Below are 26,405 nucleotides of genomic sequence, written 5' to 3'. Positions count from 1 at the left end.
GCGTAAAATTTAAGGCTTACGCAAACTGTCCAGCAGCTCATGCGTCGGGTAACCGTCCGCCGGCCAGCCCATGGACTGCTGCGCGCTGCGAATCGCCTTACGCGTATTGGCGCCGATAATCCCGTCTGGAGCGCCGGCGTCGTACTGACGTGACGAGAGCAGGGTTTGCAGCTCGATGCGCTCAGAGCGGCTCAGAGGGCGATCACCGCGAGGCCATTCGCCCACCACGTAGCCACCGCCGGTGAAACGCTCGGACAGCAGCCCGATGCCCAAGGCATAGGACGACGAATTGTTGTATTTCAGGATCGCCCGGAAATTGTCCATCACCAGAAACGCTGGGCCTTTGTAACCGGCCGGGAGCAACAGCGCCGCTTGCTGTTGCAGCAGGTTGACGGGCAGTGCGGCGCCGTTCGGCAGCTTCAGGCCCATCTGCTGCCACTCGGCAATGCTCTTGCGGGTCGACGAGTCGGCCAGTGCGTAATCAAAACCCTGCGCCAGCTGCACCTCGAACCCCCACGGCTGCCCTTTTTGCCAACCTGAGCTTTGCAGGTAGTGCGCGGTGGAGGCGAGGGCGTCGCCCGGGTTATTCCAGATGTCCCGGCGACCGTCGCCATCGAAATCCACGGCGTGGGTGTTGTAGGTCGTGGGAATGAACTGCGTCTGCCCCATGGCGCCAGCCCATGAACCCAACATGCTCGGCGCGTCGATGTCACCGTGCTGCAAAATCTGCAGGGCGGCGATCAACTGATCCTGGGCGAACTGCGGGCGACGGCCTTCGTAGGCCAGTGTCGCCAGCGAGCGGATCACCGATTGCGAGCCCTGGAACTGACCGAAGCTGCTCTCCATGCCCCACACGGCGACCAACGCCTGGCGGTCAACGCCGTAGCGCTGCTCGATCTGCTGCAGCACGTCAGCGTACTGGTTCAGCAATGCCTGGCCTTTGCGCACCCGCACCGCCGACATCGCGCCGTCGAGGTATTCCCAGACCGGGCGACTGAACTCAGGCTGGCTGCGGTCCGCCTTGACCACGCTCATGTCCGGCGTCACACCCGCGAACGCCGTATCGAACACCTCAGGCCGGATACCCGCGCCTAACGCCTGGGCACGAAACGTCGACTGCCATTCGGCAAACGTCATGGGCGGCTGGATTTCGAAGTTGGTGTCGTCAGGCTGCGCCACTGCGCTGGGAACGGTCGGCGCCGTACGGGTGACCGGGAGAGGGGTGGCAACCGCCGCGGTAGGTTGCTCTGCGCAGGCGACCAAAATGAGGAGGCTGGAACAAGTGATCAGTTGGCGCACCTGCCAACGACGTGGAAAACGAAAGGGCATTCTTGGGTCCAGAGCAATAACCGTTAGGTGCAGACCTTACCATGCCTGCCCGCCTGGCGGGGCCTCTGGCGCTTTAGTGGTCGTTCATGCCGCCATAACGGAAGAAGCCTCCCAGCTTTTAGACTGGAAGGCTTCGCGGCGGTAGCTGCCTTTGCCTTTGGCCGGTTGTTCCTGACGGCTTCGGAACAGTGGCTGGGCGATGATGGATTTAGCTTTGTTCGGCCGTTTCTTCGGCTTGCTCATGGCGGTGCTCTCTGTGGGGGTTGATCAAACGGGGCAGATCATCGGACAGATCGGCGGGGGTGTCCAATTGAGCGGGGCTATCGGAAATTAGCTGCGCACTATGCATTGTAGGAGCGCGCTTGCCCGCGAACGCGGTGTGTCAGTTACCTGTCATTCGCCTGACACACCGCAATCGCGGGCAAGCGCGCTCCTACCTAGGGATGAGCGTTTATTCCGAAGGCAACGCCAGGCGCTGTCCAGCCATGAGCAATGACAAGCGACTCAGGCTGCTCCAGACGGAACCTGGCGCCTGTCCCTTGATCTGTGCGTCGATCTGCTGGGCGTCCATCAGCAAGCGTGCCCAACGACTGGCCGAATGCCGCTGCAGCGCTTTGCTCATAAGCGGTTTGCGTTTGTCCCAGATCGGCGGACGTGCCTGACTGAAGGCTTTGTCCAGCGGGATGCCCTGACTGAATTGCAGTGCCAGGTTGGCCAGCACTCGCAGCTCGCGCGACAAGGCCCAGAGAATCACCGGCGGTTCCACGCCTTCGCCACGCAGGCCTTCCAGCATGCGCAGGGCATGCGCTGCCTCACCGTTGAGAATCGCATCGGTCAGGCCAAACACGTCAAACCGCGCACTGTCGGCAACCGCCGCTTGCACGGTCTCGACCGTGATCTGGCCTTCCTCGGCCATCAGCTTGAGCTTTTCGATTTCTTGGGCGGCGGCCAGCAGGTTGCCCTCGACCCGCGCGGCGATCAGCTCAATCGCATCCGGCGTGGCCGAAAGCCCCGCCTGCGACAGGCGTTGGCGGATCCATTGTGGCAACTGGCTGGCGTCGACCGGCCAGATCTGCACGAATTGAGTCTGAGCGCCTTCCACCAGCGCCTTGCCCCACTTGGTTTTTTGCGCGCTGCCGTCGAGCTTGGGCAAGCTGACCAGCAACAAGGTGTCTTCCGGAGGACGACCGCAGTATTCCAGCAACGCCGCGGCGCCCTTGTCGCCGGGTTTGCCGGAGGGCAGGCGGAGTTCCAGCAGGCGACGCTCGGCGAACAGCGACATGCTGGCACCGGCCTGCAACAGCGTGCCCCAGTCGAAACTGGCGTCGGCGCTGAAGACCTGGCGTTCGTCGAAGCCCTGCTGACGGGCAGCGGCACGGATGGCGTCGCACGCTTCCTGACATTGCAGCGGATCATCACCGCTGACGATGTAGACAAGCGCGAGGCTGCCTTGAAGGTGTTTGCCAAGTTGGGCGGGGGCGAGTTTCATCGGTCGAAGAAGGACGGGGCTGGCGAACCAGCCCCGAGGCCTTTACCTGCTCGGGATTTCAACAGGTGACTGCTGAGGCGTCTCGTCCCGGATGCGCTGTGCGGCGGCTTCTGCGTCGGCCTGGGCCTTGGCGGCTGCGTCGGCTTTGGCTTGCAGTTCGTCAAGACGCGCAGGTGTCAGCTGTTGCAGACGGGCCATCAGCTTCTGCACCAGATCGCTGCGCATTTCACGGCGGATCTGTTCAGCTTCCTGGTCCGAACCGATCAGGTTGTTGCCGTCATGCACGAAGGTCTTCTGCGACTGCACGTTATCGTCCAGCAGCAACACATCTTTCATGCCGTGGACTTCGTATTTCACGACGATGTTCAGCTCATATTCGGCCGAACGTCCGGAACCGGCATAGCTGGCCGTGCGCTGAGTCTCGTCTTCACGGACCAGGATCAACTTGTACGGTGCGCCGGTGTAGACGTGAACGCCGCTGTTTTTCAGGGTCGACGTCAGTTGAGTCACGATTTCGCCGTAGACGTTACGTGCGCTGACGTCCAGTTCCTTGAGTTGCAGCGCCGTGGTGCCGGTACCGCGCAGCTGGAAACCGCAGGCGCTCAGCAGGACAGCGAGGCCCATAACCAGCAGATTGCGTTTGATCATCTTGTTGCTCCCCTTGAATCCGTTTGGGCCGGCGCCGCCGACCCTGGAAGTATTTTCAGCGCCCGGAATCGCCGGGCGCCTGATCCAGTCAGCTGGCGACAATGTTCACCAGTTTGCCGGGCACGACGATCACTTTACGAATCATCAGGCCGTCGACGAAGCGCAGCACGTTTTCATTGACCCGTGCGGCGGCTTCGATGTCCTCGCGGCTGGCGCCGGCAGGCATTTCAAGATGACCGCGCAGCTTGCCGTTGACCTGAATCACCAGCTGCAACGTGTCCTGAACCAGCGCCGACTCATCGACAACCGGCCAGCCGGCGTTAATGACCGGATCCGCGTGGCCCAGCGCCGACCACAGTTCGTGGCTGATGTGCGGGGTGATCGGTGCCAGCAGCAGAGCCACGGTTTCCAGGCCTTCCTGCAACAGCGCGCGATCCTGCGGCGTGGTGTTCGCTGCTTTCTCCAGCACATTCATCAGCGTCATGACCTGAGCGATGGCGGTGTTGAATTTGTGATGCTGCCCGACGTCCTGACCAGCCTGCTTGATGGCCAGATGGATCGAGCGACGAACCGCTTTCTGGTCATCGTTCAGCGCGGACGTGTTCAGCTTGCCCGGCAGGCCTGCGTTGACGTGGGCCTGGGACAAGCGCCACACGCGTTTCAGGAAGCGGTGAGAGCCTTCAACGCCTGAGTCAGACCATTCCAGGCTCATGTCGGGCGGTGAGGCGAACATCATGAACAGACGGCAGGTGTCTGCGCCGTACTGGTCGATCATCGATTGTGGATCGACGCCGTTGTTCTTGGACTTGGCCATCTTCTCGATGCCACCGATCTCGACGGGCAGGCCGTCGGCAATCAGTTTGGCGCCGATGATCTTGGCTTTGCTGTCACGCTCGAATTCGACATCGGCGGGGTTGAACCAGGTCTTGCTGCCGTTGGCTTCCAGACGATAGAACGTCTCGGCGACCACCATGCCCTGGGTCAGCAGGTTCTTGAAGGGTTCGTTGGAGCTGACCAGGCCTTCATCGCGCATCAGCTTGTGGAAGAAGCGCGCGTACAGCAGGTGCAGAATCGCGTGCTCGATACCACCGATGTACTGGTCGACCGGCAGCCAGTGGTTGGCCGCTTTCGGGTCAACCATGCCGCCTTCGTAGTTGGGCGAGGCGTAGCGAGCGAAATACCACGAGGACTCGACGAAGGTGTCCATGGTGTCGGTTTCGCGCTTGGCCGGCGCACCGCATTTCGGGCAGCTGCACTCGTAGAATTCAGGCATGCGGGCCAAAGGCGAACCGGCGCCGTCCGGCACCACGTCTTCAGGCAGCTTGACTGGCAACTGGTCTTCCGGGACCGGCACGTCGCCACAGGCGTCGCAATGCACGATCGGGATCGGGCAGCCCCAGTAGCGCTGGCGGCTGATGCCCCAGTCGCGCAGGCGGAACTGGGTGCGGGATTTGCCCAGGTCTTTCTTGATCAGCGCGACTTCCATGGCATCGAATGCGCCCGCAAAGTCCAGGCCGTCGAATTCGCCGGAGTTGATCAACTGGCCGTGTTCGCCATAAGCGTCCTGCCATGGCGCAGGGGTTTCATCGCCCGCACTGGTGCGCACGACCGCTTTGATCGGCAGGCTGTATTTGGTGGCGAACTCGAAATCACGCTCGTCGTGGGCCGGCACAGCCATGACCGCGCCGTCGCCGTAATGCATCAGCACGTAGTTGGCGACCCAGACCGGCAGCTTCTCCCCGGTCAGCGGGTGCTCGACGAACAGCGGGGTCGGCAGGCCTTTCTTCTCTTGGGTAGCAACGTCGGCTTCGGCGACGCTGCCGCTTTTGCATTCGTGAATGAAGGCTTGCAGCTCGGCGGCCTTGTCGGCGTCCATGTGCTCAAGCGCCAAGGCCGCGAGCGGGTGCTCGGCGGCGACGGCAACGTAGGTCGCGCCCATCAGGGTGTCGGGGCGGGTGGTGAAGACTTTCAGTGCGCCGGCTTCGCCAATGGAGGCCTGGTCGTACGGGAACTGCACTTCCATCCCGCGAGACTTGCCGATCCAGTTGCGCTGCATGGTCTTGACCTGTTCAGGCCAGCCCGGCAGTTCGTCGAGGCTCTCCAGCAGCTCATCGGCGTACGCGGTGATCTTGAAGTAGTACATCGGGATTTCACGCTTTTCGATCACCGCGCCCGAACGCCAGCCGCGGCCGTCGATCACTTGCTCGTTGGCCAGGACGGTCTGGTCGACCGGGTCCCAGTTCACGGTGCCGTTCTTGCGATAGATCACGCCTTTTTCGAACAGGCGAGTGAACAGCCATTGTTCCCAGCGATAGTAATCAGGCTTGCAGGTGGTGATTTCCCGCGACCAGTCGATCGCCAGACCCAGGCTCTTGAGCTGGTTCTTCATGTAGGCGATGTTTTCGTAGGTCCACTTGGCGGGCGCGACGTTGTTTTTCATCGCGGCGTTTTCGGCCGGCATGCCGAACGCGTCCCAGCCCATGGGCTGCAGGACGTTCTTGCCTTGCATGCGCTGATAGCGGGCGATCACGTCACCGATGGTGTAGTTGCGCACGTGACCCATGTGTAGCTTGCCGCTGGGGTAAGGGAACATCGACAGGCAGTAGTACGTGTCCTTGCCTGGCTGTTCACTGACTTCAAAAGACTTTTGCTCGTCCCAGAAGGTCTGGGCGGCGGCTTCGATTTCGCGGGGCTGATAGAGTTCGTGCATGGCTACTTTTAACTGAGATTGGTGACCCTTGACCGCTTCGCGGCATCGCCGGGTCTCAAAGGCCTCGCTTGCCGGGCAATTGCCGGGGCCGCGCGATGCGTTCGTGCTCGGGTGAGCGAAGTGGAATTGCAGGAAGCGCCGTAGCATACATGAGGGCTCCATACCGAGGGAAACCCTGATTACGCCCGCAGCCCCGGTCTGCCGCCGTTTGTCGCTGTATCGCGCCGGTTTGCGCAGCCCCGCTAAGCTGATTGGCGAGGGTGTGGTTTTATTTCAAGTGAGGTCTTCAGTGAGGTGAACGGATGACAGAGCTGCGGCACACCGCAATACAACCTGATTTGTACGAGCGTTTGATCGATCGTCTGGGGCTGGCCCTCGAGACGGCGAAAACAGCAGTTCGGCTTCGTGACGAACACCCCGCAGAGTTGGAATTGCGTGGATTAAGCTACGCCGAGTTCCAGTTGATCGAGGCGTATCTGGACAGAAACGAAGTCGCGGTGAAACAAGCAACGAATGCATGGAACCGCACTACCCATTTGTCTCGGGAGCCTTCCGAGCCGGTAACGGCGCCGCGTTCATCGGCCAATGTCATCTGGCTGAAGGACCAGAAGCGCGCTGGCGTATCGTCGAAGTTGAGTCGCTACAGTTCCAGTAAACACTTCAAGCGTTGACCGTGTGGGCCTCTGGCCCGCCTTTTAAGCATTGTTGCTTAGCGTAAATCCTTTTAGGCTTCGGGCATCATCTGGAGATGCTCGATGCCTTTTCGCTATTTCTTCAAAACCCTTCTGTTGCCCCCTGGCTTGTTTCTGCTGCTTATCCTGTTGGCCTGTGCGCTGCGGCGCTCGCGCCCGCGTCTGGCGATTGCCTGTTTCGTGCTCGGCTTCTGCGGATTGTGGGCGATCAGCATGCCGGTGATGGTCGAGTGGTCGGCGCGGGCCATCGAGCGCATCGGGCCATTGCCGCAAAGTGACTGGGCGACGTTGGCCCAACGCGCGGACGCCATTGTGGTACTGGGTTCCGGGCGTGAGCGCAATGATCCGAGTTGGGGTGCGGATATTCCCACCGGCGTTGCGCTGGAGCGGTTGCGCTATGCGGCGCGGATGTCGAAGGCGTCCGGCTTGCCGATTCTGGTCACTGGTGGCTTGCACTACGGCGAACCGCCCAGCGAGGCGGCGATCATGGCCGAGTCGCTGGAGAATGATTTTGGCGTGAAGGTGCGCTGGCAGGAGGGGTTGAGCCGCACCACCTGGGAAAACGCGACCATGACCGCCGCCGTGTTGCTGCCTCAGGGCATCAACCGTGTGGTGGTGGTTACTCAGGCCTGGCACATGCCGCGTTCGGTGTGGAGCTTCGAAAAAGCAGGCTTTACCGTGGTCGCGGCACCGGTGGGCTTTTTAGGCGTGGACAACGCCCGCCCGTTCGGCGGCTGGTTGCCCGAAGCCAAGGCGATGACCCAGAGCGGGCAGCTGCTCAATGAGGCGGCGGGGTTGTTGATGTATCCGTTGGTTTACCGCTAGAGATGCATGGTAGGAGCGCGCTTGCCAGCGATCGCAGTGTGCCAGGCATACATTTGGCCGCTGACAGGACGCCATCGCGGACAAGCGCGCTCCTACACAGCCTGTACAGAAGCTGATCCCACGCCGAGCGTCACTAGTGTCCGGGGAAAATAAAACGGGGAGCTCGCTCCCCGTTATATATCGCGGTAATACAGCATAATCAGGCTTTTCAGACTCGATTTCGGCGATGTTTTCAAATACCCATCTAGGTCAGTTGCTCACCGCTTTCCCTACGGATCTTTTCCAGAGAGAAGTCAAAAACAGCAAGGCAGATCGATATGCCAAGTGCTGCACGTCTCGAGATCTCTTGGTGACGCTGCTGCTTGGGCATCTGCAACAAGCGAACAGCTTGCGCAGTTTGACCACGATGTCGCAGGCAATCGATGAGCATCAATATCATTTGAATGCCAAGTCGATACCTCGCTCCACACTCTCCGACGCGCTCAACAAACGAAGTGTTTTGCCGTTTCAGAAGACCGCCGAACACCTGCTCAAATGCATCGGCGGCCAACAGAGTCGAAGCCTGGGACGCATGATCAGCCTGATTGACTCAACCTCAATTACCTTGCGAGGCCCGGGGTTTGATGAGTGGACCCTGGCCAACAAAACCCGCATCACGCAGGGCTTGAAGATCCACACCGGGTTTGATCCGGTCCAGCTGGCACCGACCTACATCAACATCACGCCGGCGAACATCAACGACATGACCGATGCCCTGAAGATGCCGATTCAGCCGGGCATGACGTACGTGTTCGATAAAGGCTACTGCGACTACGGCTGGTGGCATGAACTGCATGCGGCCGGCGCCTATTTTGTGACGCGGCTCAAGTCCAACGCCAACGTGAGACTGTCCCATAGGCACTCTTCCCCAGCGTCCGGGAGCGCGGTGCGAACGGACGAAATCGTGCAGTTTGGCAGGCGGCAAAATGCTTTTAAGGACGCGCCCGTCAGGCGCATTTCGGTCAGCATCGAGGACTGGAAAAACCCGCTCACGCTGATCACCAATGACATGACAAGCCCACCCGAAGAGATTGCTGATCTTTACAAGCAGCGTTGGCAGATCGAACTTTTTTTCAAGTGGATAAAGCAGCATTTGAAGCTCAAACGCTTCTACGGCTTTTCAGAAAATGCTGTGCGTTTGCAGATATACACTGCCGTTATCACCTATTTACTGCTGCATATCCTTCAGCGACGTTCGGGCTTAAGGGCGTCGCTGTTCGACCTGACCAGACGTCTGAGCTGCGTCTGGTTCGAACGCCCGCTTACCCGGAAGTATCAAACGCTACGAAGGCAGAATATTGAAAAGCTGAAGGCTGCCCAGGGCAGCCTTCAGCTATGACAAATTTTCCCCGGACACTAGTGACGCCGAGCGTGGGAATGATCATCAAACGGTCTTGGCAATCCGGCTCGCGACCAACGCCCAACCCACCAACAGCAACGACAGGATGATCAGCGGCCACGAGCGCCATTGCAGGTACGGCGTCAGGTTCTGCATCGGCACCACGTCGCCGTACATCACGCCGCGTTCGAACTGTGGGATGGTGGTGGTGATTTTGCCGAACGGATCAATCAACGCAGACACGCCATTGTTGGTGGCGCGAATCATCCAGCGACCCGCTTCCAGCGCCCGCATCTGCGCCATTTGCAGGTGTTGCAGCGGCCCGATCGAAGTGCCGAACCACGTGTCGTTACTCACCGTCAGCAGCAGGTCGCTCTGCGCGGACAAGCCGGCGGCGAATTCCGGGTACACCACTTCATAGCAAATGAACGGTGCGATCTGATAACCCTTGGCTTGAAGCAGCGATTGATCCGCCGGCCCCCGCGCGAAGTCCGACATCGGCAGATTGAAGAAGCTGATCAGCCCGCGAAGCACTTCCTGCAACGGCACATACTCGCCGAACGGCACCAGTTTCTGCTTCAGATAAGTCCCGTCCCCTTGGCCCGCCACGGTGATGGCGTTGTAGTAACGGTATTCGCCTCGTCCGCTCAGCTCACGTAACGGCACGCCGGTGATAAAGGCGGAATCCCGGTCTGCGGCAAACTTGCCCATCATCGACAGGTAACCCGCGACCGATTCCTTGAGGACCGGGATGGCGGTTTCAGGCCAGATAATCAGGTCCGTCCGTTTTGCGCTCAACGCCATGTCGCGGTACAGCGCCAATTGCGCATTCAGCGCCGCGGGGTCCCACTTCATGTGTTGTTCGACGTTGCCCTGGAACGCGGCAACCGACAGCGGCGCGCCAGAAGGCGAAGTCCAGGCGTGGTGCTTGAGCGACACCCCGATCACCCAGGGCGCCAGCAACAGAACCACGCCAGCAGCCAGAAAGGATTTGCGCGCGCGCAGACGATAGAGGTTGCACAACAGCGCCGCGGTCAGGGCCAGCGAGAAGGAAATCAGCCACATGCCGCCCACCGGCGCGAGCCCCGTCAGCGGCCCATCGAGCTGGCTGTAGCCTGAATAAAGCCACGGGAAACCGGTGAGAAACCAGCCACGGAACATTTCCTGGCCGAACCACAGGGCCGCGAAGGCCAGCGCGTCGGCGAGCGGTGCTTCGTTGCGCCGAATCCAGCGGGCCCACAACCAGGCGGGCAGGGCGAAGAAAAACGCCACCGAGGCGCAGAACAACACCATGAGGAAGACCGCCAGCCAGACCGGTGCTTCGCCATAGGTGTGGATGCTGACGTAAATCCAGCTGGTCCCGCCGCCGAACAGGCCGAACCCGTAACACCAGCCGCGCCACAGCGCCTGACGCGGGGCCAGATCACGCAGCCCCAGATAGGAAACCACCAGGGCGACAATCGCCAGCGGCCAGATATCGAACGGCGCCAGGGCCAAGGTGATAAGCGCGCCAGCCACCATGGCCAGCAGGTTACCGGGCCAGCCGGGGCGGGTGATCCAGCGCATTTACATTCCTTACTGCAACGGTAAACGGGAGTACGAAAACGGCATCACGACAACAGCGTTACGAGCGTGAAAGCGGGCTCAGTCGCAGCAAGTGAATACGACGGCTGTCGGCATTCAGGATGCGGAAACGGTACGCGCCGATTTCGGTGATTTCGTTACGCTTGGGCAAGTGCCCGAACGCGTTCATCACCAGGCCGCCGACGGTGTCGAATTCGTCATCGGAGAATTCGCTGTCGAAAAACTCGTTGAAGCTATCGATCGGCGTCAGCGCCTTGACCAGGAAGTCGCCACTGGGCAGCGGCTTGATGTAGCTGTCTTCCTCGACATCGTGCTCGTCCTCGATGTCGCCGACGATCTGCTCCAGAACGTCCTCGATGGTCACCAGCCCCGCCACGCCGCCGTATTCGTCGATGACGATGGCCATGTGGTTGTGGTTGGCGCGGAACTCGCGCAGCAGCACGTTCAGGCGCTTGGATTCAGGCACGAATGTGGCCGGGCGCAGCAGGTTCTTGACGTCGCTGGTCTCGCCGTTTTCCTTGAGGATCAGCGGCAGCAGGTCTTTGGCGAGCAATACGCCGAGGACGTCGTCATGACTTTCGCCAATCACCGGGTAGCGTGAGTGCGCGGAATCAATGACCGCCGGGAGGAATTCGCGGGGGCTTTGGCTGGCCCGGATGCTGATCATCTGCGAGCGCGGCACCATGATGTCGCGGACCTGCAGGTCAGCGACCTGAATGGCACCTTCGACGATGGCCAGCGCTTCACTGTCCAGCAGCTTGTTCTGATGGGCTTCGCGCAGCAGCTCAAGCAGCTCCTGGCGGTTTTTCGGCTCATGGGCAAATGCCTGGGTCAGTTTACCCAACCATGACTTTTGCCCGTTGCTCGATCGGTCTTCGCTCATAGCCCTTACTCGTGTTCCTTTGCGGGTGCTGCTAATGGGGAGGAGCCGACGCTTTCATCGTCGGCGTATGGATCGGGGTAGCCCAACTCTGCAAGCAACGTTTGTTCCAGTGACTCCATTTCCAGGGCTTCGTCATCGTCGATGTGATCGTAGCCCAACAAATGCAGACAACCATGAATCACCAGATGCGCCCAATGGGCATCCAGCAATTTGCCTTGTTCGTGTGCCTCTCGCGTGACCACGGGCACGCAAATCACCAGATCTCCCAGCAGCGGGATATCCAGCATTTCGTCCGGGACATCGGCAGGAAAGGACAGCACGTTGGTGGCGTAATCTTTGTGCCGCCACGTGTGATTGAGCTCGCGGCCTTCCGTTTCATCGACAAGGCGAATGGTCAGCTCGGAATCGGCCGTGCGCTGGCGCAGGCCCAGTTCGCACCACAGGCGGAACTGGGCTTCGCTCGGAGCAGTCGCTTGCGTGGCGAGTTGCAGGTCCAGCTCAAGCATCGCGGCGGTTGTCCCTTGGCGAGTCGATCCGCCCGTTGGATTGATCGTTGAAGCGATCCTCATAGCGCTCGTAGGCTTCGACGATGCGCTGCACCAACGGATGACGCACGACGTCCTTAGGCTTGAAGTGGGTGAAGCTGATGCCCGGCACATCCTTGAGCACGTCGATGACATGGATCAACCCGGATTTCGTGCCCTTGGGCAGGTCGATCTGGGTGATGTCACCAGTGATCACGGCGGTGGAACCGAAGCCGATACGGGTCAGGAACATTTTCATCTGCTCGACGGTGGTGTTCTGACTCTCGTCGAGAATGATGAAGCTGTTATTAAGCGTACGACCACGCATGTAGGCCAGGGGTGCCACTTCGATGACCTGCTTCTCGATCAGCTTGGCGACGTATTCGAAGCCGAGCATCTCGTACAGCGCGTCATAGAGCGGTCGCAGGTACGGGTCGATTTTTTGGGCAAGGTCGCCCGGCAGGAAGCCGAGTTTTTCACCCGCTTCGACCGCCGGACGCACCAGCAGGATGCGCCGGATCTGCTCGCGCTCCAGCGCATCGACGGCCGCCGCCACAGCGAGGTAGGTCTTGCCTGTACCCGCCGGGCCGATGCCGAAGTTGATGTCGTTGCTGAGGATTTCCTTCACGTACTTTTGCTGATTCAAGCCGCGTGGGCGAATCATGCCTTTTTTGGTACGCAAGGCGACGCCGACTTCAGCGGCAGGGTGGTTGTCCAGCGCTTCAACGCCGGATTCCTGCAGGAACAGATGCACCATGTCCGGCGACAGCTCGGTGGTTTTGGTTTCCCGATACAGCCGGCGCAACAGGTTTTCTGCCGAAGTGGTCTTGGAGCGTTCGCCAATCATCTCGAACTGATTTCCGCGGTTGCGGATTTCGATGTCCAGGCGTTGCTCGATCAAGCGCAGATGCTCGTCGAATTGCCCGCACAGATTGGCGAAGCGGCGTGCCTCAAAGGATTCGAGGGTGAAACGATGTGGTTCTATGGGTGCGTTCAAGGTCGTTTTAGGCCGCCCGACGGCAATAGGAAGTGAACTGAAGGATAACCCCTGCGGGATTGCTTCGAAAGGGCTCACTTACTAATGGTGTTGTAGGCATTGCGCTGTAGGAGCGCGCTTGCCCGCGATATCTGTATATCAGGCGACGGCACTGTCGCAGAAATACCGCAATCGCGGGCAAGCGCGCTCCTACAGTCACGTGTGTTTGTAGATAAGGGCTATTTCGCTTTACTGCAACAGCGACCCGCGCAGCGAGTGGGGCTGGGCGTCGTCGATGTGCACGTCGGCGAACTGGCCGATCAGCTTGGCATTGGCGCAGCGGAAGTTGACGATGCGGTTGTTTTCCGTCCGTCCCTGCAACTCACCCGGGTCTTTCTTCGAGTAGTCGGTGACCAGAATCCGCTGGGTACTGCCCACCATCTGTCGGCTGATCTCGTATCCCTGCTGGTTCAAACGATGTTGCAGGGCCGCCAGGCGCTCTTTCTTCAGGGCCTCGGGCGTCTCGTCGTTCAGGTCCGCTGCCGGTGTGCCGGGGCGCGGGCTGTAGACGAACGAGAAGGAGAAGTCGAAACCCACGTCTTCGATCAGCTTCATGGTCTGCTCGAAGTCTTTCTCGGTCTCGCCGGGAAAGCCGACGATGAAGTCAGAGCTGATGCTGATACCCGGCACGGCAGCCCGAAGCTTGCGCAGCTTGGACTTGTATTCCAGCGCGGTGTGGTTGCGCTTCATGGCCGAGAGAATTCGGTCGGAGCCCGATTGCACCGGCAAATGCAGGTGTTTGACCAGCTCGGGCACTTCGGCGTGAGCCTGGATCAGGCTGTCGGAGAATTCCAGCGGGTGCGAAGTGGTGTAGCGAATGCGCTCGATGCCATCGATGGCCGCGACCACCCGAATCAGCTCGGCCAGGTCCGCGACGCGGCCGTCGTGGGTTGCGCCGCGATAACCGTTGACGTTCTGGCCCAGCAGCGTCACTTCGCGCACGCCGTTTTCCGCCAGATGGAAGACTTCGGTGATCACATCGTCGAACGGCCGGCTGACTTCTTCGCCGCGGGTATAAGGCACCACGCAGAAGGTGCAGTACTTGCTGCAGCCTTCCATCACCGACACATAAGCGCTCGGACCGTCGACACGCGGCTCGGGCAGGTGGTCGAACTTTTCGATTTCGGGGAACGACACATCGACCTGCGGCAGCTTGGTCAGGCGCGCGGCGTCGATCATCTCAGGGAGGCGGTGCAAGGTCTGCGGGCCGAAGACCACGTCCACATACGGGGCGCGGTCACGGATGGCGGCGCCTTCCTGACTGGCGACGCAGCCCCCCACGGCAATGACCATTTCCGGGTTGGCAATCTTGAGTTCACGCCAGCGGCCAAGCTGGGAATAGACGCGGTCCTGGGCCCGCTCACGGATCGAGCAGGTGTTGAGCAGGATGACATCGGCATCTTCCGCGCGAGCGGTGACTTCCAGTGCTTGATGTTCGCCCAGCAGATCGACCATGCGCGAGCTGTCGTACTCGTTCATCTGGCAACCGTGGGTTTCGATATAAAGCTTCTTGGCCATGCGTGTTCATCAGGTGATTCAAAGAACCGCGCATTATAGGGATGCGGGCTCCGGGTTCCTAGCGTCGTCTAACGAGCGGCGTGCTATAGTTCGCGCCCTTTTCAGACCGCCGATCATTACCTGCCTGTTATGACCAAACGTGAAGCTCCAATTTACAAGGTGATTTTCCTTAACCAGGGACAGGTGTTCGAAATGTACGCCAAGCAGATCTATCAAAGCGATCTGTGGGGTTTTCTGGAGGTCGAGGAGTTCGTCTTCGGCGAGCGCACCACGGTGGTGGTCGATCCGAGCGAAGAAAAACTCAAGGCCCAGTTCGACGGCGTGGTGCGCAGCTTCATCCCCATGCATTCGATTGTGCGCATCGACGAAGTCGAGCGCATGGGCACTGCCAAGATCAGCGAGGCACGGCAGACCGGGAACGTCATGCCGTTTCCGATGCCGATGACGGACAAGTAGGCTACGCCGAATGGGGTGTGTCAGGCAGCGTTGATCAACGCAAGGTTGATCAGGGCAGTGGCGCGAACGGCGTGCGACCTTCAGCCGTTTGCAGCTCCAGCAGGTATTTGCGGAAGATCTGGCTTAATACCTGAGTCGCCACTTCTAGATCTTCTTTCTTCATTTGAGCGGACACTTCATCAGCCTGGTCCAGTGCATCTTCGGACCCGTTGACCGCCGCCATCTTCAGCACGATATAAGCCTGAATATTATTGGCTTGTACGCCCTCGCCACGGAAAAACATCAGCCCGAGTTGATACTGCGCCTGGGCATGCCCTTGCAGCGATGCTTTCTCGAAGTAATTGAGTGCCTGGGTCAAGTCACGGGGCGCATTCTTGCCGTCGTAATAGAACTCGCCCAACTCATATTGTGCTTGTGCATCCCCGGCTTGCGCCGCCTGCTGACAGGCCGACAAAGCCGCTGGCAAGTTGTCTGGCTGGGTATTGAGGGTGCAACGACCCACCGCTGGGATCAACAACGAGTTGCCACCTGCATTCGCCAGCAGGGGATGAAGAAGCAACAGGCAGCCCAATGCAAGGGTGCGGCCGGTGCGGTTCATGGAAGTCGACTTACCTCTGAAAAAGGTGCGGGCATGCCCGTCCAGCGAAACGTGCTGGCTGCGCATTATGAAATAACCAGTGGCAACCTTACAAAGTCTTTACTGATTTTCTGCTGCACGGGCTTGATTCGCCTGTATTCAGGGGGGCAAGTCGCGGAGCGGAATTTAATAATTAACAAAACTTGCATCAGAAATCCGTTGCAGGAGCGCGCTTGCCCGCGATTGTGGCGTTTCATTGAGCGTACATGTTGCTCAATGATCGCGATTCGCGGGCAAGCGCGTTCCTACAGATGGGTTCAGCGGTTAAGCGCAGCAAACGCCTTTTCGGCCGCATCCAGAGTCAGCTGCAATTCTGCGTCGCCATGGGCAATGGACGTGAAACCTGCTTCAAACGCGCTCGGTGCCAGGTACACGCCGCCTTCAAGCATCAGGTGGAAGAAGCGCTTGAAGCGGTCGGCGTCGCTGGTCATCACGTCCTGGAAGGTGACGATCTCTTTGGCGTCGCTGAAATACAGCCCGAACATGCCGCCTGCCTGGGTGGTAACAAAGGCGATGCCCGCCGCATCAGCCAGTGCTTGCAAGCCTTTGAGCAGGCGAGCGGTGTAATCGGTCAGCTCGTCATGGAAACCCGGGCGGCTGATCAGACGCAGTGTCGTCAGGCCAGCGGCCATGGCCAGCGGGTTGCCGGACAGCGTACCTGCCTGATACACCGGGCCCAGCGGCGCGATGTGGGACATGATCTCGCGCTTGCCGCCGAAACAACCCACCGGCATGCCGCCACCGATGATCTTGCCGAACGTGCTCAGGTCCGGCGTGACGTTGTAGTACGCCTGCGCGCCGCCCAATGCGACACGGAAACCGGTCATCACTTCGTCGAAAATCAGCACCACGCCGTGCTTGTCGCATTCATCGCGCAGGCCTTGCAGAAAGCCCGGGGCAGGCGGCACGCAGTTCATATTGCCGGCCACAGGCTCGACGATGATGCACGCCACTTCCGGACCGACTTCGGACAGCATGACTTTTACCGCTTCAAGGTCGTTGAACGGCAGGGTCAGGGTGTGCTTGGCGAAGTCTGCCGGGACGCCTGGCGAACTTGGTACGCCCAGGGTCAGGGCGCCGGAACCGGCCTTGACCAGCAGGCTGTCGGAGTGGCCGTGGTAGCAGCCTTCGAATTTGATGATGCTGTCGCGGCCGGTGAAACCCCGGGCCAGGCGAATCGCGCTCATGGTCGCTTCGGTGCCGGAGCTGACCATACGCACCATCTCCATCGACGGCACGATGGAGCAGACCAGGTCGGCCATTTCCGTTTCCATCGCCGTAGGCGCGCCGTAGGACAAACCGTGTTCAAGCTGATTGCGCACCGCGTCCAGCACGTCCGGATGGCTGTGGCCCAGGATCATCGGGCCCCACGAGCCGACGTAATCCACGTAGCGCTTGTCGTCTTCATCGGTGACGTAGGCGCCTGCGGCGTGTTTGAAAAACAGCGGTGTGCCGCCCACGCTCTTGAACGCACGAACGGGTGAGTTGACGCCGCCGGGGATGTGTTTTTGAGCGTTGGCGAACAGCATTTCAGAACGGGACATGATGGGGTCTCTGTTTGAATCGAAGAAAGAGTGCGTGATCGGCCTGATACAGGTCAGGCCGATGTAAACAAATCATTGAAGGCACGGGCGCGGCGGGTCACTTCCTGAGTGCTTTCGGCACCGAACAGACCGTGCACCACGGCCAGCAGTGCGGCGCCGTGGGCCACCAGCGGGGCTGCGTTTTCCAGGGTGATGCCGCCAATAACGGCGATGGGCAGGTGAATCCGCTTGCGCGCTTCAGCCAGCATGTCGAGGCTGCACGACGGCGCGCCTGGCTTGGTGTTGGAATTGAAGAACCGACCAAACGCCACGTACGTCGCGCCATCGGCCTTGGCTTTCTCGGCCAGCGCCAGGCTTGCATGGCACGTGGCGCCGACAATCGCCTTGTGACCAAGCAACGCACGGGCATCCGGCAGCGACCCATCGGTCTGCCCCAAATGCACACCGACACCCAGCCGCGCCGCCACTTCGGCGTCGTCGTTGATAATCAGGCGGGTCTTGTATTGCTCGCACAGCTTGAGTAGTTCGGAGGCTTCGCGCAGGCGACGGTTCTCATCGCCGGACTTGTCGCGGTATTGCAGCAGCGTCACGCCGCCGTCCAGCGCAGCCTTGACGTAAGGCAGAAATTTCCCCGCCAGCAGGTGGCTGTCGGTCACGGCATAAAGGCCACGTAGTTTCATCGATGGAGCCTCTTTGCGTGGCGTTACGAACAAAAATCCAGCGGTAAACGCCGTGGCACGAACTGGCCTTTGCCCAGCTGCTCAGCGTCGCGCAGCGTACGCCAAGTGTAGTCCAGCGCGGTTTGCACGGCGCTGATCAGCTCCTGGCCCTGGGCCAGACGGCCGGCCAAGGCGCTGGCCAGCGTGCAGCCGGAACCATGATAACTGCCCGGCAGGCGTTGGCTGATGAACGTGCGGGTCTGACCATTGCGCAGGTACAACCGGTTGTGGACTTCCTGCTCGTCACCGTGCCCGCCGGTGATCAGCAGGTGCTCACAAAAGGGCAGCAGTTTGGCTGCACATTCGTCGGAGGTGCCGTCGGGCAATTCGGCAAGAATCCGCGCTTCAGGCAGGTTCGGCGTGGCGATGGTGGCCAGCGGCAGCAGGCGTTCGCGCATGGCGAAACCGACCTCATCCTTGCCCAGTCGTCCGCCGCCGCCCGCCCGCAGCACCGGGTCGCAGACCAGTTGCAAATGCGGGTGCGTCTGCAGCAGTTCGACGACGGTGTCGACCATCTCCAGAGAGCCAAGCATCCCCAGTTTCACTGCGGCCACCGTGGAGTCATTGAGTACGGCGTTGGCCTGGGCCATCACCCACTCGCGGTCGAGCACACGGAAGTCGGTGACATTCACGGTGTCTTGCACAGTCAGGGCGGTGATGACGGGGGCGGCGTGACAGCCCTGGGCGAGGAGGGCTTCGATATCTGCCTGCAAGCCGGCGCCGCCACTGGGGTCGTGGCCGGACAGACAGAGGACAACGGGGCGGGAGCTATAGATATTCATGGTGCGCGAGCTTACCACTAAAGCTTTTGTCGGGCCGCCCGTCTGAGTCGGATTTTTCTCGCGCGGTGGTCTTACGTGTCATGGCATTCAGGTAAGAAGGTTCAGGCTTTGCCCCGCATTGAAAGGCGGCGCAAAGCTGCCAATGAGATGATTGTGGATGGTGTCATCTAGCTATCATTGGGTATCCTTTCGGGTTAATCCGTCTGAAGAGTACTTGCAAGTGTTTTGCCTGCTTATCAAGCCCCGGTTTTTGCTGATCGTATTGCTAACGTGCCTGCCGGTCTGCGCGTGGGCACTGGATTTCGACGAATCCACCCGCAACCTGCCCCTCGGCCGGGCGGTGCATGTGTTCGAAGACCCGGCGGGCGACGCCACCCTCAAGGATGTGCTGGCGGCCGACAGCGCCGGCCAATTCCGTCAGCTGGACACCGCCTCGCTCAACGCCGGGTACTCCAATTCTGCGTTCTGGCTGAAAGTGGTGTTGACCTACCGCCCGGTCAATCCCGGCGCCACGACCGACTGGCTGCTGGAGCTGGCTTACCCGCCGATGGACGCTGTCGACCTCTACCTGCCTGACGCATCCGGGCACATGAGTCTGGCCTGGCAAACCGGCGACATGCTGCCGTTTGCCAGCCGCCAGATTAAGCAGAACAACTACCTGTTCGATCTGAATCTGCAGCCCAACCAGCCGCAGACGGTGTACCTGCGGCTGGCCAGTCACGGTTCCATTCAGGCGCCGCTGACGGTGTGGTCCAGTCATGCATACATCGAAGACCAGCCGGGGCGGCTCTACATCCTCGGCATGATCTACGGCGTGCTGGCCGGGATGCTGGTCTACAACCTGTTTATCTTTCTCAGCGTACGCGACCGCAGCTACCTCTATTACATCCTCTACATCACGTGTTTTGGCCTGTATCAGGTGTCGGTCAACGGCGCGGGCATCGAGTTTTTCTGGCCGGACAACCCGTGGTGGGCCAACGTCTCGACCACGTTCCTGATCGCCGCCGCGATCCTGTTCGCCAGTCAGTTCTCCCGGACGCTGTTGCAGACGCCCAAACTGGGTCGCTGGCTGGACATCCCGTTGATGCTGATGATGGTCTGCGCGGGCACGATCATGGTGCTGTCGCTGGTGGCCGATTATGGGCTGGCCTTGCGTCTGGTCACCGGGCTGGTGCTGATCTTCACCCTGGTGGTGTTCTTGATCGGGATCATCGCCGGCCTGAAAGGACAACGGGTGGCGCGCTACTTCATCCTGGCCTGGACCGCGTTCCTGGCCGGCGGCGTGATCAATGCCGTTATGTTGCTGGGCTTTTTGCCCAATACCTTCCTGACCATGTATTCAAGCCAGATCGGCTCGGTGATCGAGGTCGCGCTGCTGTCACTGGCGCTGGCGGACCGCATCAACAGCATGCGTGACCAGCAGGAGAAAATCACCGCGCAAGCCAGTAGGGAGCAGGCGGCCCTCAACCAGCAACTGGCGATCAGTAACCGCCTCAAGGATGAATTTCTCGCCACCCTGACCCATGAGCTGCGCACGCCCATGAACGGTGTGATCGGCTCGCTGGAACTGATGCAACTCGAAGGCGCGCAGGCGGACATCGAGCTGTATCGCCAGACGGCGGCCGAATCCGCGCAAAACATGATGGGCATCGTCAACGGCATCCTGACCTTGACGGAATTGCAGGCCGGTCGGCTTGAAGCGCGCAACGAGATGTTCAGCCTGCGTCACCTGCTGTTCCAGGTGCGCAGCGGCTACGAGCCACAGGCCCGGGAGAAAGGCCTGACCATGAGCGTCGACGTGGATGAAGCCATGCCCGACAGCCTGATGGGCGACGCGGGCAAGCTGCGTCAGTGCCTGGAGTGCCTGGTGGACAACGCCGTGAAATTTACCTCCCAGGGAACGGTGAAGATCCGTGTGTCAGGACCGTGCGAGGACCTGCGCCACGTACGGCTGCTGATCGATGTGATCGACACCGGCATCGGTTTCAGCCAGCTGGACGATGCGACGCTGTACCAGACCTTTTTCCAGGTCGACGGCTCGATGACCCGGCAGCACGGCGGTCTGGGGATTGGCCTGGCCATCTGTCGCCAGTTGATCGAGCTGCAAGGCGGTCGTTTGAGCCATTCGTCCGAGCCGGGGACGGGCAGCCAGTTCCGGTTGAGCCTGGATTTGTTTCGGGCGAAATGAGGATTCAGGGTCGCCCCACTGTAGGAGCGCGCTTGCCCGCGATTGCAGTGGATCAGCAATCGCATTGTTATCTGGCACACCGCAATCGCGGGTAAGCGCGCTCCTACCTGTAATCTCGGATCACGGGAAAACCGCCGTCGATTAGTCGTCTTTGGCGCTGTTTATCGGATCGGTCGCGTGATTCACTGATCCGCATCTGCCGACCGACCGGAGATCGCCATGAATCTGCATCAGTTCGCCGAGACCCACGACGTCACCAATCAGCCGCCGCCGCTGGATGGTATTAATCTGTATCGCATCGACCTGCCGCTGCAGGAGTGGTCGCAGCGCTATGGCGCCGGTTGGGCGCAATCGCGCATCGATGCCTATGGCGCGCTGGCGGGTGGGCCGCTGATGGAAGCCGGGTTTCTCGCCAACCAGAACAAACCGGTGTTTTCCAGCCATGACCGCTACGGCCACCGGATTGATCTGGTGCAGTTCCATCCGGCGTATCACCAACTGATGCGCACGGCGGTCGAACATGGCATCCCGTCGCTGCCCTGGACCGATCCGCGGGAGGGCGCCCACGTCGCCCGCGCCGTCATGAGTTACCTGCACACCCAGGCCGAGGCGGGCACCGGATGCCCGATGACCATGACCTTCGCCAGCGTGCCGGCACTCAGGCTCCAGCCGGACCTCGCTGATATCTGGCTGCCGAAGATCCTCGCCACCGAATACGACCCGCGCAACGTCGGCATCGCCCACAAGGCCGGCGCGACCATCGGCATGGCCATGACTGAAAAGCAGGGTGGCAGCGACGTGCGCGCCAACACCACCCGGGCATATCCGGTCGGGCAGCCGGGGCCGGGGCAGGCCTACGAACTGGTGGGCCACAAGTGGTTCTGCTCTGCGCCGATGTGCGATGCGTTTCTGACCCTGGCGCAGACCGACAAAGGCTTGAGCTGTTTCCTGCTGCCGCGCCATCGCCCGGATGACACCCGTAACGAGTTCTATATCCAGCGTCTGAAAGACAAGCTCGGCAACTGGTCCAATGCTTCCAGCGAAGTCGAGTTCCGCGGCGCGCTGGCGTGGATGATCGGTGAAGAAGGGCGCGGCGTGCCGACCATCATTGAAATGGTCGCCATGACCCGCTTTGACTGCATGAACGGTTCCAGCGCCCTGATGCGGCAGGCCCTGACCCAGGCGGCGCACCATTGCGCGCACCGCACCGTGGGGGGGCGCGTGCTTAATGATCAGCCGCTGATGCAAAACGTGCTGGCTGATCTGGCGCTGGAAAGCGAAGCGGCGCTGGCGCTGACCTTGCGCATGGGGCGCGCGCTGGAGCGGCTGGATGATCCCCACGAAGCGCGCTTTGCCCGGCTGGTGACGGCGGTGGGCAAGTATTGGATCTGCAAGCGGGCCCCGGCCATGATTAACGAAGCGGCCGAATGCATGGGCGGCGCGGGGTACGTGGAGGACACGATATTGCCGCGTCTGTACCGCGAAGCGCCGGTCAACTCCACGTGGGAAGGGTCGGGCAACGTGCAGTGTCTGGACGTGTTGCGCGCGCTGTCCAAGGAACCGGGGGTGCTGGACGCGTTGTTTCAGGAACTGGGTGACGGGCATGACGACAAACGCCTGGCCGCGCACATCGAGGGTCTGAAAGCTTCATTCAGCGACACCCGCGATATTCAGTATCGCGCGCGGCAACTGACCGAGGACATTGCGGTGGGCCTGCAGGCCAAGCTGTTGCTGGAGGCGGGCAATTCAGCGGTGAGTGACGGGTTTATCGCCGGGCGCCTGGCGCAACCCGGCCGCGTGTATGGCGCGCTGCCCCGTGGTGTGGACGTCGAAGCGCTGGTGGCTCGGTCCTCGCCGCAGGTGGGTTGATCGCTTGCTTTCTTGTGGTGTTAACACCCGTGGGAGCGGACCTGTCCGCGAAGAGGCCGGTACATTCGATACATTTCTATCGTTGTGCCATCGTCTTCGCGGACAGGTCCGCTCCCACAAAAATGTGCACGCCCCGATAGTTGTGCTGAAACATCTTGCGCGCAGCATTAGCCCTGCGCTCGCGTACCACAACTCACTGAAGCCTGACACAACTCGTGCCTTCGCCCTACGATGCAGGCAAGATGAAGGCCTGCAAGATCAGAAGGATATGCACCGTGACCGAAGCGTTTATTGTCGTAGAAACCGCCGAACAAGCCGTGGATCGGCTGGCGGAGTTGCATGCCCGTGCGTCCAGCGCCTTGAGCCAGGCGCTCAAGCGTTACCTCAAGGACCGCGTTGAACCCACTGCCGCCGAGCGGCTGCAGTTCCGTTACCCCGAACTGCGACTGACCTACCAGACACAAGGCGAAGTGCCCCTGACCACCCGGGCCTACGCCAAAGTCCAGCTGCCGGGCACCTACACCGTCACCGTGACCCACCCGGCGGCGTTCCGCAAATACCTGCTCGAACAGCTCGTGCCGTTGATGAACGACTTCACCGTCACCATCGAAGTCGGCGTCAGCGAGCAGAACATTCCGTACCCCTACGTGGTCGAGCAGGGCGATGAACTGGCCGGCACCGGCGTCACCGCAGCGACCCTGGCCCGCGTGTTCCCCAGTACCGATCTGTCTGCCGCCACCGATGGCATCGCCGACGGCTTGTACGACTGGGCCAACACCGACCCTTTGCCGTTGGCGTTGTTCGATGCCGCGCGGGTCGACTTCTCCCTGCGCCGTCTGGTGCATTACACCGGCAGCGACTGGCGCCACGTCCAGCCTTGGATTCTGCTGACCAACTATCACCGCTACGTCGACCAGTTCATCGTTCACGGCCTGGAAAAACTGCGGGACGACCCGCGTTTCGTGCGCATGGTGCTGCCGGGCAACGTGATCGTCGACAAGAGCATGGACCACGGTGAAGCGCAGGCCATCGTGGCCGGCGTGGTCTGGCACCGCTACCAGATGCCGGCGTACCACTTGATCGCCGAAGACGGGCATGGCGTGACCCTGGTCAACATCGGCGTCGGCCCGTCCAACGCCAAGAACATCACCGACCACCTGGCCGTCCTGCGCCCGCATTGCTGGCTGATGATCGGCCACTGCGGCGGTTTGCGTCAGTCGCAGACCATCGGCGATTACGTGCTGGCCCACGCCTACATGCGCCGCGACGGCATTCTCGACCGCGTGCTGCCGCCGAATATCCCGATCCCGGCGCTGGCGGAAGTGCAGCTGGCGTTGCAGGAGTCTGCCGCGCAGATCACCGGTGAGCGCGGCGAAGACCTGAAAAAACGTCTGCGCACCGGCACCGTCCTGACTTACGACGACCGCAACTGGGAGCTGCGCTGGGCGCAGGAACGCCCGTTGATCAACCTGTCCCGCGCCGTGGCCGTGGACATGGAAAGCGGCACCATCGCCGCCCAGGGTTATCGTTTGCGGGTGCCTTACGGTACGTTGCTGTGCGTGTCGGACAAGCCGCTGCACAGTGAAATCAAACTGCCCGGTTCGGCCAATGCCTTCTATGAGCGCGCCGTCACCCAGCATCTGAAGATCGGCATCGCTGCCCTGGACTTGCTGCGCACTCAGCTCAACTCGTTGCACTCGCGCAAACTGCGCAGCTTCGACGAGCCGCCGTTCCGTTGATTCGTTAGGCATTTGCGCAAAGGGCCACTAAAGTGGCCCTTTCTGTTTCCGCTTTTCGAGTCCGTATGCCGCGCACCCCTCGCCCCGCCTCCCGCCGACCCGCTCCGAGCAACACCGGCGCCCCACGCCGCGTCGCCAAAGCACCGCCCGCCGAACCTCGGTTGATCCTGTTCAACAAGCCGTTTGATGTGCTGACGCAATTCAGCGATGGCGAAGGACGCGCGACGCTCAAGGACTTCATCGACATCCCCGGCATCTACCCGGCAGGACGTCTGGACCGCGACAGCGAAGGCCTGTTGCTGTTGACCAACGACGGGCAACTTCAGGCGCGTATCGCTGACCCCAAACACAAACTGGCCAAGACCTATTGGGTGCAAGTGGAGGGCGAGCCGACGGAGGAGCAACTGCGCCAGCTGCGCGAAGGTGTGCAGTTAAACGACGGCCCGACCTTGCCCGCCCAGGCCCGCCAGCTCGAGGCCCCAGACCTGTGGCCACGCAACCCGCCGGTGCGCTTTCGCAAGAGCGTGCCGACGAGCTGGCTGGAGCTGGTGATCAAGGAAGGGCGCAACCGACAGGTTCGGCGCATGACGGCGGCGGTGGGCTTGCCGACGTTGAGGCTGGTGCGCGTACGGATTGGCGACTGGAGTATCGAAGGGCTGGATCAGGGGCAATGGCGGGAAGTGGCGGCGAAACTTTAATACCTAACGCCTCTGATCGTTCCCCCCGCTCCGCGTGGGAATGCCGAACTGGACGCTCCGCGTCCGTTATGGATGCCGGCGCGGAGCGCCAAGGAGTGCATTCCCACGCAGAGCGAGGGAACGATCAATCAGCGCTCAATTGGATTGCCCGATATAAGCGATCACCACTTCCTTGATCACAAACGCCAGCACGCCCAGCCCCAGCACGCCAAACAGGATCATGGTGCCGAAGCGGCCGGCTTTGGATTTCTTCGCCAGGTCCCAGACGATAAACGCCATGAACCCTACCAGGATCGTGACCAGAATCCTCATCATCCACGCTTCGAACACGGCCGGATCCATCGAAGTGCCTCCCTCTGCGCTGCCGGTTTTGAGCTTAGCTGCGCAAATGAATCAGCGGTAACTCGGTGCTGGCCAGCACCTGATTGAGCACGAAGCTGGAACGCACGCTGGTCACGCCGTCGATGCGGGTCAGGTGCCCCAGCAGGAATTTCTGATAATGGTCCATGTCCGGCACCACCACCTTTAGCTGGTAGTCGGCATCGATGCCGGTCACCAGGCTGCACTCCAGCACCTGCGGCAAGGTGCGGATCTGCTGCTCGAAATGCTCGAAGCGGTCCGGGGTGTGGCGGTCCATGCCGATCAGCACGTAGGCCGTCAGGCTCAGGCCGAGTTTTTTGCGGTCCAGCAGGGCGACCTGGCCGACGATGTAGCCGTCATCTTCCAGTTGCTTGACCCGTCGTGAGCAAGGTGACGGCGACAGACCAATCCGTTCGGCCAGTTCCTGATTGGAAATGCGAGCATCGCGTTGCAGCTCGGCCAAAATACTCAGGTCATATCTATCGAGCTTGCTCACGAATTGATCCTTTCTGGGATGGATTGCGCTGAAATATTGATACGAAGGTAAAAATTGCGCAAGTGGTGTTTCGATCAGCAATATTCGCAATCCCGTGCCGCGCGCTCAGGCCTATTCTTTTTAACAGAATCACTGCCCGGACATAGCGTCCAGCGCGGCTCTCCGAATCAGGTCAGCCGCGGCCGCCAACCCAACAGGGTTGGGCAGGCCCCCGGGCTACGCACTGTTCAGAAGACGATGCGAGGTGAGCCGATGCCAAAAGCGTTGCGCCAGGACGACATTCCCAAGAGGGGGCCACCAG

Annotated in this window: 24 protein-coding genes; 8 read left to right on the top strand and 16 right to left on the bottom strand. The window is 60.8% G+C overall.

What is annotated here, in order from left to right; genetic code table 11:
* Positions 1-9: 9 nt before the first annotated feature.
* The 5 genes from ABQX22_RS15050 to leuS form a co-directional block, all read right to left on the bottom strand.
* Positions 10-1,329: a lytic murein transglycosylase gene (locus ABQX22_RS15050; protein WP_349800656.1), complete on the bottom strand. Its 1,320-nt coding sequence runs from the start codon at positions 1,327-1,329 to the stop codon at positions 10-12.
* An 84-nt stretch (positions 1,330-1,413) separates the two neighbouring features.
* Positions 1,414-1,572 (bottom strand): alternative ribosome rescue factor ArfA, encoded by a 159-nt coding sequence (gene arfA, locus ABQX22_RS15045; protein WP_349800655.1) that lies wholly within the window; start codon positions 1,570-1,572, stop codon positions 1,414-1,416.
* Positions 1,573-1,780: 208 nt separating this feature from the next.
* Positions 1,781-2,818, bottom strand: coding sequence for a DNA polymerase III subunit delta (gene holA / locus ABQX22_RS15040; protein ID WP_349800654.1), 1,038 nt, complete (start codon positions 2,816-2,818; stop codon positions 1,781-1,783).
* A gap of 42 nt (positions 2,819-2,860) precedes the next feature.
* The gene (locus ABQX22_RS15035; protein ID WP_349800653.1) at positions 2,861-3,466 is read right to left on the bottom strand and encodes an LPS-assembly lipoprotein LptE; all 606 of its coding nucleotides are present in this window, start codon (positions 3,464-3,466) and stop codon (positions 2,861-2,863) included.
* A gap of 88 nt (positions 3,467-3,554) precedes the next feature.
* Positions 3,555-6,176 carry a leucine--tRNA ligase gene (leuS, locus tag ABQX22_RS15030; RefSeq protein WP_349800652.1) on the bottom strand — a complete coding sequence of 874 codons (2,622 nt, stop codon included), beginning with the start codon at positions 6,174-6,176 and terminating at the stop codon, positions 3,555-3,557.
* A 302-nt stretch (positions 6,177-6,478) separates the two neighbouring features.
* On the opposite strand from leuS, the gene ABQX22_RS15025 reads away from it, so the two are divergent.
* The 3 genes from ABQX22_RS15025 to ABQX22_RS15015 all read left to right on the top strand — a co-directional run bounded on the left by ABQX22_RS15025 (position 6,479) and on the right by ABQX22_RS15015 (position 9,071).
* The gene (locus ABQX22_RS15025; protein ID WP_349800651.1) at positions 6,479-6,847 is read left to right on the top strand and encodes a hypothetical protein; all 369 of its coding nucleotides are present in this window, start codon (positions 6,479-6,481) and stop codon (positions 6,845-6,847) included.
* Positions 6,848-6,931: 84 nt separating this feature from the next.
* Positions 6,932-7,693, top strand: coding sequence for a YdcF family protein (locus tag ABQX22_RS15020; RefSeq protein ID WP_349800650.1), 762 nt, complete (start codon positions 6,932-6,934; stop codon positions 7,691-7,693).
* Positions 7,694-7,919: 226 nt separating this feature from the next.
* On the top strand, positions 7,920-9,071 hold the full coding sequence (locus ABQX22_RS15015) for an IS4 family transposase (RefSeq protein ID WP_349800649.1): 1,152 nt from the start codon (positions 7,920-7,922) through the stop codon (positions 9,069-9,071).
* Between the two features lie 45 nt (positions 9,072-9,116).
* On the opposite strand, the gene lnt is transcribed toward ABQX22_RS15015, so the two are convergent.
* The 5 genes from lnt to miaB all read right to left on the bottom strand — a co-directional run bounded on the left by lnt (position 9,117) and on the right by miaB (position 14,616).
* The gene (gene lnt / locus ABQX22_RS15010) at positions 9,117-10,637 is read right to left on the bottom strand and encodes an apolipoprotein N-acyltransferase (protein WP_349800648.1); all 1,521 of its coding nucleotides are present in this window, start codon (positions 10,635-10,637) and stop codon (positions 9,117-9,119) included.
* Positions 10,638-10,695: 58 nt separating this feature from the next.
* Entirely contained in the window at positions 10,696-11,538 is an 843-nt protein-coding gene (locus ABQX22_RS15005) for an HlyC/CorC family transporter (protein WP_349800647.1), read from the bottom strand.
* Positions 11,539-11,543: 5 nt separating this feature from the next.
* Complete coding sequence (ybeY, locus tag ABQX22_RS15000; RefSeq protein WP_349800646.1) at positions 11,544-12,044, bottom strand: rRNA maturation RNase YbeY; 501 nt, start codon at positions 12,042-12,044, stop codon at positions 11,544-11,546.
* Positions 12,037-13,059 (bottom strand): PhoH family protein, encoded by a 1,023-nt coding sequence (locus tag ABQX22_RS14995; RefSeq protein WP_349800645.1) that lies wholly within the window; start codon positions 13,057-13,059, stop codon positions 12,037-12,039. Before ABQX22_RS14995 ends, ybeY begins: the two co-directional genes overlap by 8 nt.
* 228 nt (positions 13,060-13,287) lie before the next feature.
* Positions 13,288-14,616, bottom strand: a complete 1,329-nt coding sequence (gene miaB, locus ABQX22_RS14990; RefSeq protein ID WP_349800644.1) for a tRNA (N6-isopentenyl adenosine(37)-C2)-methylthiotransferase MiaB — start codon at positions 14,614-14,616, stop codon at positions 13,288-13,290.
* A gap of 129 nt (positions 14,617-14,745) precedes the next feature.
* On the opposite strand from miaB, the gene ABQX22_RS14985 reads away from it, so the two are divergent.
* The gene (locus tag ABQX22_RS14985) at positions 14,746-15,072 is read left to right on the top strand and encodes a DUF1820 family protein (RefSeq protein WP_349800643.1); all 327 of its coding nucleotides are present in this window, start codon (positions 14,746-14,748) and stop codon (positions 15,070-15,072) included.
* Between the two features lie 49 nt (positions 15,073-15,121).
* Here the strand turns inward: ABQX22_RS14985 and ABQX22_RS14980 are convergent, their stop codons facing one another.
* The 4 genes from ABQX22_RS14980 to ABQX22_RS14965 form a co-directional block, all read right to left on the bottom strand.
* Positions 15,122-15,736 carry a tetratricopeptide repeat protein gene (locus ABQX22_RS14980; protein ID WP_441005291.1) on the bottom strand — a complete coding sequence of 205 codons (615 nt, stop codon included), beginning with the start codon at positions 15,734-15,736 and terminating at the stop codon, positions 15,122-15,124.
* 230 nt (positions 15,737-15,966) lie between these two features.
* Complete coding sequence (gene hemL, locus ABQX22_RS14975; protein WP_349800642.1) at positions 15,967-17,253, bottom strand: glutamate-1-semialdehyde 2,1-aminomutase; 1,287 nt, start codon at positions 17,251-17,253, stop codon at positions 15,967-15,969.
* A 53-nt stretch (positions 17,254-17,306) separates the two neighbouring features.
* Entirely contained in the window at positions 17,307-17,933 is a 627-nt protein-coding gene (gene thiE, locus ABQX22_RS14970) for a thiamine phosphate synthase (protein WP_349800641.1), read from the bottom strand.
* A gap of 23 nt (positions 17,934-17,956) precedes the next feature.
* Positions 17,957-18,754, bottom strand: a complete 798-nt coding sequence (locus tag ABQX22_RS14965; RefSeq protein ID WP_349800640.1) for a hydroxymethylpyrimidine/phosphomethylpyrimidine kinase — start codon at positions 18,752-18,754, stop codon at positions 17,957-17,959.
* A 220-nt stretch (positions 18,755-18,974) separates the two neighbouring features.
* Here ABQX22_RS14965 and ABQX22_RS14960 point away from each other — a divergent pair, with 220 nt between their 5' ends.
* From ABQX22_RS14960 to ABQX22_RS14945, 4 genes are all read left to right on the top strand, one after another.
* Entirely contained in the window at positions 18,975-20,942 is a 1,968-nt protein-coding gene (locus ABQX22_RS14960; protein WP_349800639.1) for a sensor histidine kinase, read from the top strand.
* 219 nt (positions 20,943-21,161) lie between these two features.
* The gene (locus ABQX22_RS14955; RefSeq protein ID WP_349800638.1) at positions 21,162-22,811 is read left to right on the top strand and encodes an acyl-CoA dehydrogenase family protein; all 1,650 of its coding nucleotides are present in this window, start codon (positions 21,162-21,164) and stop codon (positions 22,809-22,811) included.
* Positions 22,812-23,086: 275 nt separating this feature from the next.
* Entirely contained in the window at positions 23,087-24,550 is a 1,464-nt protein-coding gene (gene amn, locus ABQX22_RS14950) for an AMP nucleosidase (protein WP_349800637.1), read from the top strand.
* A 65-nt stretch (positions 24,551-24,615) separates the two neighbouring features.
* The gene (locus ABQX22_RS14945) at positions 24,616-25,248 is read left to right on the top strand and encodes a pseudouridine synthase (RefSeq protein WP_441005290.1); all 633 of its coding nucleotides are present in this window, start codon (positions 24,616-24,618) and stop codon (positions 25,246-25,248) included.
* Positions 25,249-25,383: 135 nt separating this feature from the next.
* Here ABQX22_RS14945 and ABQX22_RS14940 read toward each other — a convergent pair whose 3' ends face one another.
* Entirely contained in the window at positions 25,384-25,590 is a 207-nt protein-coding gene (locus tag ABQX22_RS14940) for a DUF2788 domain-containing protein (RefSeq protein WP_349800636.1), read from the bottom strand.
* Between the two features lie 34 nt (positions 25,591-25,624).
* Positions 25,625-26,104 (bottom strand): Lrp/AsnC family transcriptional regulator, encoded by a 480-nt coding sequence (locus ABQX22_RS14935; protein WP_349800635.1) that lies wholly within the window; start codon positions 26,102-26,104, stop codon positions 25,625-25,627.
* Positions 26,105-26,405: the final 301 nt, after the last annotated feature.

Source organism: Xanthomonas sp. WHRI 1810A, from assembly GCF_040202885.1.
Taxonomy (GTDB): domain Bacteria; phylum Pseudomonadota; class Gammaproteobacteria; order Pseudomonadales; family Pseudomonadaceae; genus Aquipseudomonas.
The sequence above is the reverse complement of the archived record's forward strand: the minus strand, read 5'-3'. Positions and strand labels throughout refer to the sequence as shown.